The following is a 10,720-nucleotide window of genomic DNA, read 5'->3' on the forward strand; positions in this document are numbered from 1 at the left end:
ACAGGGTAGCGAACTACCCTGTTTAATGACTCTTGGTTAACAAATAAGTTCGCTAAACAGAGACAAATTGACAGCTGCGATTAGTTTGCAACGATGTTCAGCAGTTTACCTGGAACGTAAATAACTTTACGAATAGTCAGGCCATCAGTGAACTTAACCACGTTTTCGTCGTTTAGACCAAGCTGTTCGATATCGTCTTTAGAGATATCAGCTGGGACTGTTAGCTTCGCACGTAGCTTACCGTTAACTTGAACAACGATAGTTTTTTCGTCTTCAACTAGCGCTTTTTCGTCAAACGTCGGCCATGCCGCGTTATCAATGTCTGTTTCACCTAGTGCTGCCCATAGCTCGTATGAGATATGCGGAGTGATAGGGTAAAGCATGACAACAATAGCTTTCAGTGCTTCGTCAAGGATTGCACGATCTTGCGCAGATTCTTGAGGCGCTTTCGCTAGTTTGTTCATCAGCTCCATGATCGCTGCGATCGCGGTGTTGAATGTTTGACGACGAGCGATATCGTCCGTCACTTTCGCGATAGTTTTGTGAACGTCGCGGCGAAGTGCTTTTTGATCACCAGAAAGCGCTGAGGTATCTACTGCTTCTGCTGCGCCTTTCGCTGTGTGCTCTTTCACTAGTTTCCAAACACGTTTTAGGAAGCGGTTCGCACCTTCTACGCCAGACTCTTGCCATTCAAGTGTCATGTCCGCTGGAGACGCGAACATCATGAATAGACGTACTGTGTCAGCGCCGTACTTGTCTACCATTTCTTGAGGGTCGATACCGTTGTTCTTAGACTTAGACATCTTGATCATGCCTGAGTGCGTTACATCACGACCTTCAGTGTCTTTAGCAGAAGTAATGCGGCCTTTACCATCACGTTCAACGGCTACGTCTGTTGGAGCTACCCACTCTTTGCCGCCTTTCTCGTTCTCGAAGTAGAACGCATCAGCTAGTACCATGCCTTGACACAGTAGTTGCTTGAACGGTTCGTCAGAAGTTACGTAACCCGCATCGCGCAGTAGTTTGTGGAAGAAGCGTGAGTACAGTAGGTGCATACAAGCGTGCTCGATACCACCGATGTATTGATCTACTGGTAGCCAGTAGTTTGCTTTTTCTGGGTCTAGGATGTCGTCCGCTTGTGGTGAACAGTAACGCGCGTAGTACCAAGAAGATTCCATGAACGTATCGAACGTATCTGTTTCACGTAGAGCAGGTTCGCCGTTAAAGGTTGTCTTCGCCCACTCTTTGTCTGCTTTGATTGGGCTAGTGACGCCGTCCATTACCACGTCTTCTGGAAGAATCACTGGTAGTTGGTCAGCAGGTACTGGGTGAACTTCACCGTCTTCAGTCGTTACCATTGGGATTGGTGCGCCCCAGTAACGTTGACGAGATACACCCCAGTCGCGTAGACGGAAGTTTACAGTCTTAGTGCCTTTGCCTTCTGCTTCTAGCTTCGCTGCAATTGCATCGAACGCCGCTTGGAATTCTAGGCCGTCGAATTCACCAGAATCGAACAGTACGCCTTTCTCTGTGTATGCCGCTTCAGAGATGTCTAGCTCGCTGCCATCAGCAGGCTTGATAACAGGCACGATGTCTAGACCGTACTTCGTTGCGAACTCGTAGTCACGTTGGTCGTGTGCTGGTACTGCCATTACCGCGCCTGTACCGTAGTCCATCAGTACGAAGTTTGCTACGTAAACAGGAACTTCACGGCCGTTCAATGGATGAATAGCAGTAAGGCCAGTAGCCATACCTTTCTTCTCCATTGTCGCTAGCTCAGCTTCTGCAACCTTGTTGTTCTTACATTCGTCGATAAACGCTGCAAGCTCTGGGTTGTTCTCTGCAGCAAGAGCTGCAAGTGGGTGGCCGGCTGCGATGCCCACGTAAGTCACACCCATTAGCGTATCTGGACGTGTTGTGTAAACTTCTAGGTCTTGTTGACCCTTAACTTCAAACTTCAGCTCAACGCCTTCAGAGCGGCCAATCCAGTTGCGCTGCATGGTTTTCACCATTTCAGGCCAACCTTCAAGCTTATCTAGGTCGTCTAGTAGCTCTTGAGCGTACTCAGTGATTTTGATGAACCATTGAGGGATTTCTTTTTGCTCTACAGGCGTATCACAACGCCAGCAACAACCGTCTTCAACCTGCTCGTTTGCAAGAACAGTTTGGTCGTTAGGACACCAGTTAACAGAAGAAGTCTTTTTGTAAACTAAACCTTTCTCGTAAAGTTTAGTGAAGAACTCTTGTTCCCAGCGGTAGTACTCCGGTGTACATGTTGCGAATTCACGGTTCCAATCGTAACCAAAGCCTAGAAGCTTAAGTTGGTTCTTCATGTATTCGATGTTTTCGTAAGTCCAAGGTGCTGGCGCAGTTTTGTTTTTTACTGCTGCGTTTTCTGCAGGTAGACCGAATGCATCCCAACCGATTGGTTGCATCACGTTTTTGCCTTGTAGGCGTTGGAAACGAGATACTACATCACCGATAGTGTAGTTGCGCACGTGACCCATGTGCAGTCGACCACTTGGGTATGGGAACATGGACAGACAGTAGAATTTTTCTTTATTTGGGTCTTCACTTACAACAAAGGTTTTGTTGTCATCCCAGTGCTTTTGAACTTTTTGTTCAATATCTTGTGGGTTGTATTGTTCTTGCATCGATGGTATCCGTTATCTTGGAATTTGTGAGTTCGGTTAGAACAGACTTAAATAGATCGTCATAGAATACCTAAAGCTAGGGATCACAACAATAGCCAATCTGTACCCATGCGCCCTTAAGTGACGCAGGTAGGAGAAAGATGGAGGTCAGTTATGCCTAAACGTAAAACAGGTTATGAGGAAATGCTCGAGGATGTGATTGAAACCTTGAAGCACAGTCCGGAAGAAGTTAACAAAGCGATTGAGACGTCGGGCAAAGTGGTGGATGCTGCTAATGACTTGACCAAAGATGAATTGGCTTTAATCAAAGCGTACCTTAAAGCAGACTTAAAAGAGTTTTCAGAGAGTTACGAGGACAGTAAAAGCGGCCCGTTTTACTTAACGATTGCGGACTCGATATGGCAAGGGTTGTTAGAGATTACAGACCGAACTAAAGTTGAGTGGGTTGAGTTGTTCGATGACTTAGAGCATCAAGGGCTATATGAAGCAGGAGAGGTGATAGGCTTAGGCACCTTGGTCTGTGATGAGTGTGGTCACAAGACAACGTATAACCACCCAACAGTAATCATTCCGTGTATTAAGTGTGGTCACAAAGGCTTTACTCGTCAGTCATTAAAGCCATAAATGGCGAGTAACGACTGTATAATGCAATGAATAAAAAGAGGCTTAGTCGCCTCTTTTTTGTCTTTTCTACTTTCAAGCTGTTATCAGCTCTGTTTTCTTCTTAAACCGAAAGTCAGCGCTAAACTTGACCCAACCCAAATATACAATGGCCAAGTACCAAGGATTCGATATGGCGTTTTCCCATCGGTTGGGGTGAGCTCTGCGCGCAGTACTGCAGTTTCAAACTGCGGTACTTGCTCAACGATTTTACCTTTGTGATCGGTTACCGCTGTTAATCCGTTGTTAGTCGAGCGGATGAGCGGTTTACCCAATTCTAAGGCACGCATACGGGCGATCTCCATATGCTGAAGAGGACCGATAGAGTGACCAAACCATGCATCGTTTGAAAGCGTTAGAATGAAGTCTGTTTCGTCAGTCACATTTTGACGCACTTGCTCATTAAAGATGATCTCATAGCAAAGCGCTGGTGCCATGTGCATGCCATTCGCAACGATGTTTGGCTGCACAAAAGCCCCACGGCTAAACGATGACATCGGTAGGTTAAAGAATGGCGCTAATGGGCGCAAAATATCTTCAAATGGTACAAACTCACCAAACGGTAGTAGGTGATGCTTATGGTAACGTTCGCTTAAATCGAAGCTGTAGTCACCGTATGGTGTGATGCCGAGGGACAGAATACTGTTGTAGAACTGTCGATCTTCAGCTTGGTTGACGACACCGGTGATGATTGCGCTGTTATTCATTTTTGCAGCGCTGTCGATATTGCTCAAAAATGAAGGCACTTCAATTTCAAAAGCGGGAATTGCTGCTTCTGGCCAAACGATAATGTCAGCGTCCCAGTTTTCACGAGTTAAGTCAGCATATTTCATGATGGTTGGCCAGCGTTGACTTGGTAGCCACTTTAGGTTTTGGTCTACGTTACCTTGAATCAGTGCGAGCTTAGTCGTGTCTTCTGGTCGGAGTGTTACCCAATCGTAGCTGCGAATCCCAAAGCCAGTACTGAGTAGTACCGCAGGGATAATCACCATCAGACACTGCTTATGAATCCATGCATAGGCTAACGCCCCTGCGCTGATAAGGATAAATAGAGTAAGCAGTTCTACGCCGCCAATTGGTGCAAAGCTTGCGAGTGGAGCATCTATCTGGCTATAGCCTAGCCATAACCAAGGGAAGCCGGTCATCACCCAACCACGCAACCAATCACTGATCAGCCATAAAGCAGGTACTGCGAGAAGTGCTTTTGTGAGCGTAAATTGAGGAAACAGCTTGTTGTTGAGCCAAGCAAATAAGCCTGAATAAACAGCCAAGTAGGCAACAAGTAAGCCCATTAAAAATAAATTGGCAATGAGCGGCATACCGCCAAAACCGGAGATACTGACGTAAACCCAGCTAACGCCAGTTGCAAATTGACCTAACCCCCAAGCATAACCAATCCATAGTGCGCGTTTCGGAGTTTGGTTAGCAAGAAGAATCAGTAGAATTGCAGGGCTAAGAATGGCAATAGGCCACAGCTGGTAAGGAGCGAAAGCGAGTGTAGTAGAGGCGCCAACAAAAGCGGCCACTAAGGGCCGCTTAAGGCGATGAAAGAGTTCATTCATCATTGTAATTTCTGAGATTCCCAATGGGTATCGCGTTACTCTTGAGTGGCTTCAACCAGGGTTTCTTCGTCTGGGATCGTCACTTGGAGTTGAATGACACGACGGTTATCGGCAGCGGTGACTTTGAAGTTGTAGCCTTCAATTTCAACCAGTTCACCACGAGAAGGTAAGTGACCAAAGGCAGTCATGACCATACCACCAACGGTATCAACTTCCTCATCGCTGAAGTTGGTTCCGAATGTCTCATTAAACTCTTCGATGGTTGTCAGCGCTCTGACAGCAAACGTATGCTTGCTCAGCTTACGAATGTCCGTCTCTTCACTTTCATCGAATTCATCTTCAATATCCCCGACGATTTCCTCAAGGATATCTTCAATGGTCACAAGACCAGAAACACCACCGAATTCATCGACAACAATGGCCATATGATAACGTTCTTCACGAAATTCTTTCAGCAGTCGATCAACGCGTTTACTTTCCGGTACCACAACCGCTGGTCGAATGACTTCTTCGATATCAAATGGATTACTGCCTGAGCCTAAGTATTTAAGTAAGTCCTTCGCTAGAAGTATGCCTTCCACATGGTCTTTATCTTCGCTGATCACAGGGTAGCGAGAGTGTTGAGCATCGGTAATCAAAGCAACCAAGGTATCAAGGTCGTGAGTACGCTCAACGGTAACCATTTGCGAACGCGGGATCATAATGTCACGCACACGCATTTCGGAGATTTCCATAACACCTTCAAGCATATCGCGAGTGTCATGGTCAATCAGGTCGTTAACTTCAGAGTCGCGGATAACATCCACAAGCTCTTGGCGATCTTTTGGTTCGCCCTGAAATAGTTGACCTAGACGTTCAAAGAAGGACTTTCTACTCGGACCTTCTGCCTTTTCTTTCTTATCTTCGTTAGAAGAGGGAGAATTATCTTCGTTCATTGTTTCTCAATTAAGTAACGCTATCAGAAGTGTGATAGCACACATAGAGAGGCGAACACGAGAGTCATTTAGGTGGTTCGCCTTTCCCTGTCGAGTGGCCAATAGCTACTCTTTTTCAGCAATGTAAGGATCTTCATAACCCATACCTTGCATGATTTCGGTTTCGAGGGACTCCATCTCTTCGGCTTCGTCATCCTCTATATGATCATAACCTAGCAGATGCAAGCTGCCATGTACAACCATATGCGCCCAATGTGCTAGCAGAGGCTTGCTCTGTTCAACCGCCTCTTTTTCAACAACTTGGCGGCAAATAATCAAATCACCAAGTAAATCTATTTCCATACCAGGAGGTGCTTCAAATGGAAACGACAACACATTAGTTGGTTTATCTTTGCCGCGATACTCATGGTTGAGCGTATGACTTTCTTGTTCATCAACAATACGAATGGTGACTTCGGCTTGTGGTTGGAAGAGAGGAATGGTCTTATCTAGCCACAATTGGAAATCTTGCTGCGAAGGCAAACCTTCTTCATTTTCGACTGCCAGTTGCAGATCAAGTTCAATCGCCATGGTTATTCCTTAGTTGAAGCAACTTGTGCATTCAGTTCGGCTTTTGCTGCTTCTAGTAACTTCGCATCGCGTTCTTCACGACGGCGTTTCTCGAACTCTTTACGCTCTTTCTGGTCTTGTGCTTCCCACTTCTCGTACGCGTTAACGATACGAGCAACCACAGGGTGACGTACAACGTCGTCGGCCAAGAAGAAGTTAAAGCTGATGTCGTCAACTTCGCTTAGTACTTCAATAGCATGACGAAGACCCGATTTCGCACCACGAGGTAAGTCAATCTGCGTGACATCACCAGTGATAACCGCGCGAGAGTTAAAACCAATACGCGTTAGGAACATCTTCATCTGTTCAACAGTGGTGTTCTGACTCTCATCAAGAATGATAAAGGCGTCGTTTAGAGTACGACCACGCATGTAAGCAAGAGGGGCAACCTCAATCACGTTACGTTCAATCAGCTTCTCTACGCGCTCAAAGCCCAGCATTTCAAATAGAGCGTCGTATAGCGGACGTAGGTATGGGTCGACTTTCTGGCTTAAATCACCAGGCAGGAAGCCCAATTTTTCACCAGCTTCAACCGCTGGACGAGTAAGTAGAATACGACGGATCTCTTGGCGCTCTAGTGCGTCAACAGCTGCTGCTACAGCAAGGTAGGTTTTACCTGTACCAGCCGGGCCAATACCAAAAGAAATATCATGCGTGACCATGTTAACCAAGTACTGCGCTTGGTTTGGCGTACGTGGTTTGATCACACCTTTCTTGGTTTTGACGAAGACTTCTTTACCGTGCTCGATATTAGACTCAGTATTCTGCTCAAGAACACCAGACTCTTTGATCGCTAGGTGGATTTGCTCAGGCTCAATATCTGGGATCTCACCTCGTACAGGTGCGGTATCAACATATAGAGTTTTCAGGATATCCAGCGCAGCTGATGCGGTATGAGGTTTACCGACAATCGTAAAGTGGTCACTACGGTGGTTAATTTCAACGCCTAGACGACGTTCTAAATGCTTGATGTTGTCATCGAATGGGCCGCACAGGCTAGCTAGTCGGCGGTTGTCTGAAGGTTCTAGGTTAATTTCTAGAGTTACGATTTTATTGCTCAATGTTGCCTCTCATTTTTTGCCACTTAGTGAGAGCCTGATAACGACCAGGCTCTCTATGGCTATTTATACGAGCTTACGGCGTAAAAGTAGCTACACCCAGCTCATCTTCGCGACGTGTTTTCGCCATCATCTGCGTTGGGGAAATCACACTACGAAGATCCATGTCTTTTTCAGTACGTACTAGCTCACCACGCAGTGAGTTTGCAAATACGTCTACGATCTTCACATCAACGAACTGACCAATTAGGTCTGCACTACCTTCAAAGTTTACTACACGGTTGTTTTCTGTACGAGCGCGTAGTTCCATTAGATTTTTCTTCGAAGGACCTTCAACTAGAACACGTTGTTCTGTGCCAAGCATTAAGCGAGAGTAACGCATCGCTTGAGCATTGATAGTTTGCTGTAGTTCGTAAAGGCGCTCTTTCTTCACTTGTTCTGACACATCACAAGGGTAATCCGCTGCTGGCGTACCTGGACGTGGAGAGAAAATAAAGCTGAAGCTCATGTCAAAGTCTACATCTTTGATTAGCTTCATGGTGTCTTGGAAGTCTTTGTCTGTCTCACCAGGGAAACCAACAATAAAGTCTGAACTGATTTGGATATCAGGACGAGCTTTACGCAGTTTACGGATGATCGATTTGTATTCGATAGCGGTGTGAGGGCGTTTCATCATCGTTAGGATACGGTCACTACCACTTTGCACAGGTAAGTGCAGGAAGCTCACAAGTTCTGGCGTATCTTCGTATACTGCGATGATGTCGTCTGTGAATTCTAACGGGTGGCTCGTCGTGAAACGAATACGGTCGATACCATCGATAGACGCAACCAAACGAAGCAGTTCTGCAAATGAACAGATCTCACCATCGTGCATAGGACCACGGTACGCGTTTACGTTTTGACCCAGAAGGTTTACTTCACGTACGCCTTGTTCAGCAAGTTGGGCGATTTCGAACAGTACGTCATCCATTGGACGGCTTACTTCTTCACCACGAGTGTACGGTACGACACAGTAAGTACAGTACTTAGAGCAGCCTTCCATAATAGAAACGAATGCTGTCGCACCTTCAGCGCGAGGTTCAGGTAGGCGGTCGAATTTTTCGATCTCTGGGAACGAAATGTCCATAACTGGTGCATCATCGGACTGAGATTGTTTGATCATCTCAGGTAGGCGGTGCAAAGTTTGTGGGCCAAAAATAACGTCAACGTATGGTGCACGTTCACGAATATGGTCACCTTCTTGCGTTGCTACACAACCACCTACACCGATAACTACGCCAGGTTTTTTATCTTTTAGTGTTTTCCAGCGGCCTAGCTGGTGGAAAACTTTCTCTTGCGCTTTTTCACGGATCGAACAGGTGTTAAGTAGAAGTACGTCTGCTTCCTCTGGCTCTTCCGTCAGCTCGTAGCCGTTTGCAGCATTAAGCAGGTCGGCCATTTTTGATGAATCGTATTCGTTCATCTGGCAGCCCCAGGTTTTAATTAGCAGTTTCTTACTCATCTCACTTTCGCTCGTTCAGTTGTACTTAAATCGGAGAGCTATTGCTCAAATTATAGCCGCCATCACGGCGGTAAGCGGCGTATTGTACTGCTTTAAAAAGCACCTGACTAGTGATCTAGCTAATTCTCTGCAAAGCCTGATGAAATCTAGTTTTTCGCCCTATGCAGAACAAGGTTTTTTGTTAAACAATTTTGTAAAAATAGCCATGGAAAGTACAATAAAAAACGCCAATTAATCAGCACGATGAAGAGTGAAAAATGAACAAGTATGACATCGCCGTGATCGGTGGCGGTATGGTTGGGGCAGCCGTCGCTGTTGGATTTGCCAAGCAGGGCAGAAGCGTTGTCTTGGTTGAAGGTACAAAACCTAAAGTTTTTGATGCCGCTCAGGCGATGGATATTCGTGTATCTGCAATCTCGCACCAGTCGGTGGAGTTACTTGATTCACTCGGAGCATGGTCAGAGATCAAGAGCATGCGAGTTTGTCCTTATCGTCGCTTAGAAACTTGGGAGCACCCAGAGTGCCGTACTCGTTTTCACTCTGATGAATTGTCATTGGATCAGCTAGGTTACATCGTTGAAAATCGCCTAATCCAATTAGGTCTTTGGCAAGTCTTCTCTCAGTATGAAAATCTAACCGTGATGTGTCCTGAGCGATTAAAAGCCATTGAGTTTGCAGATGTAAACCTTGTGACACTAGAAAGTGGGGAGCAGTTTGAAGCTAACTGGGTGATTGGTGCTGATGGTGCAAACTCTAAAGTTCGTCAATTGGCTGGAATTGGTGTAACTGCGTGGGATTACCGACAACACTGCATGTTGATTAACGTGAAAACAGAATTGCCTCAGCAAGATATTACTTGGCAACAATTTACACCTTCAGGCCCACGTTCATTTTTACCTCTGTGCTCTTTGAGTAACGACGATGGTCAAGTAGTAGGCCAAGGTTCTTTGGTTTGGTATGACTCGCCTAAACGTATTAAACAACTGTGTGCGATGGGTAAACCTCAACTAAGGGAAGAAATCTTACGTCATTTCCCTGCTGAATTAGGCGATATTGAAGTTTTACAGTTTGGCTCATTCCCACTCACTCGTCGTCATGCGCAAAGCTACTCAAGCAAAAATTGCGTGTTAGTGGGTGACTCTGCTCATACGATCAATCCGCTTGCAGGGCAAGGGGTAAACTTAGGCTTCAAAGATGTAGACGTTCTCCTTTCGGTAACAGAGCACCAAGAAAAGCTGGAAGATACCTTACTCGCGAAATACGAACGCGCACGTCGACCTGACAACTTACTCATGCAGACGGGCATGGACTTTTTCTATAAAGGTTTTAGCAACGATCTTGGGCCATTGAAGTTCGTACGTAATGCTGCATTGAAGCTTGCTGAAAACTCAGGGCCAATTAAGGCTCAAGTACTGAAATACGCGTTAGGTATGTAGTAAGCTACTCAAATCACAGATAGAAAAAAAGCGAGCCATGAGCTCGCTTTTTTAATTCGGCAAATCTAATGATTTCCCGAGTCCAGAACCAAAAAAAAGAAAAAACCCAGCAAAGTCATGCTGGGTTTTCCGATAATGGTGCGGAAGGAGAGACTTGAACTCTCACACCTTGCGGCGCCAGAACCTAAATCTGGTGCGTCTACCAATTCCGCCACTTCCGCAACTTATTCTGTAGATATCAAGATAATTGGTAAAATCTCAATATCATTGTATATGGCAGGGCTACCTGGATTCGAACCAGGGAA

At 45.9% G+C, this 10,720-nt stretch carries 8 protein-coding genes and 1 tRNA gene; 2 read left to right on the top strand and 7 right to left on the bottom strand.

From position 1 onward, the window contains the following. Positions 1-80: 80 nt before the first annotated feature. The gene (gene leuS / locus R7044_RS18175) at positions 81-2,654 is read right to left on the bottom strand and encodes a leucine--tRNA ligase (RefSeq protein ID WP_005384121.1); all 2,574 of its coding nucleotides are present in this window, start codon (positions 2,652-2,654) and stop codon (positions 81-83) included. Positions 2,655-2,807: 153 nt separating this feature from the next. Here leuS and R7044_RS18180 point away from each other — a divergent pair, with 153 nt between their 5' ends. Further along, a complete protein-coding gene (locus R7044_RS18180) occupies positions 2,808-3,278 on the top strand; it encodes a zinc ribbon-containing protein (protein ID WP_005373024.1) in 471 nt (156 codons plus the stop codon). 83 nt (positions 3,279-3,361) lie between these two features. Here the strand turns inward: R7044_RS18180 and lnt are convergent, their stop codons facing one another. The 5 genes from lnt to miaB form a co-directional block, all read right to left on the bottom strand. Continuing rightward, positions 3,362-4,879, bottom strand: coding sequence for an apolipoprotein N-acyltransferase (lnt, locus tag R7044_RS18185; RefSeq protein ID WP_225455735.1), 1,518 nt, complete (start codon positions 4,877-4,879; stop codon positions 3,362-3,364). A gap of 32 nt (positions 4,880-4,911) precedes the next feature. Continuing rightward, on the bottom strand, positions 4,912-5,811 hold the full coding sequence (gene corC, locus R7044_RS18190; RefSeq protein ID WP_005384118.1) for a CNNM family magnesium/cobalt transport protein CorC: 900 nt from the start codon (positions 5,809-5,811) through the stop codon (positions 4,912-4,914). A 105-nt stretch (positions 5,812-5,916) separates the two neighbouring features. Beyond that, a complete protein-coding gene (ybeY, locus tag R7044_RS18195; RefSeq protein ID WP_005373030.1) occupies positions 5,917-6,381 on the bottom strand; it encodes an rRNA maturation RNase YbeY in 465 nt (154 codons plus the stop codon). A 2-nt stretch (positions 6,382-6,383) separates the two neighbouring features. Further along, complete coding sequence (locus tag R7044_RS18200; RefSeq protein ID WP_005373033.1) at positions 6,384-7,481, bottom strand: PhoH family protein; 1,098 nt, start codon at positions 7,479-7,481, stop codon at positions 6,384-6,386. A gap of 73 nt (positions 7,482-7,554) precedes the next feature. Next, complete coding sequence (gene miaB, locus R7044_RS18205; protein WP_005373038.1) at positions 7,555-8,979, bottom strand: tRNA (N6-isopentenyl adenosine(37)-C2)-methylthiotransferase MiaB; 1,425 nt, start codon at positions 8,977-8,979, stop codon at positions 7,555-7,557. Positions 8,980-9,236: 257 nt separating this feature from the next. On the opposite strand from miaB, the gene R7044_RS18210 reads away from it, so the two are divergent. Next, entirely contained in the window at positions 9,237-10,415 is a 1,179-nt protein-coding gene (locus tag R7044_RS18210) for a 2-octaprenyl-3-methyl-6-methoxy-1,4-benzoquinol hydroxylase (protein WP_017821766.1), read from the top strand. Positions 10,416-10,551: 136 nt separating this feature from the next. On the opposite strand, the gene R7044_RS18215 is transcribed toward R7044_RS18210, so the two are convergent. Continuing rightward, positions 10,552-10,636 (bottom strand) — tRNA-Leu (locus R7044_RS18215). Positions 10,637-10,720 lie beyond the last annotated feature (84 nt).

The sequence above is a fragment of the Vibrio sp. 1402 genome (genome assembly GCF_033340275.1).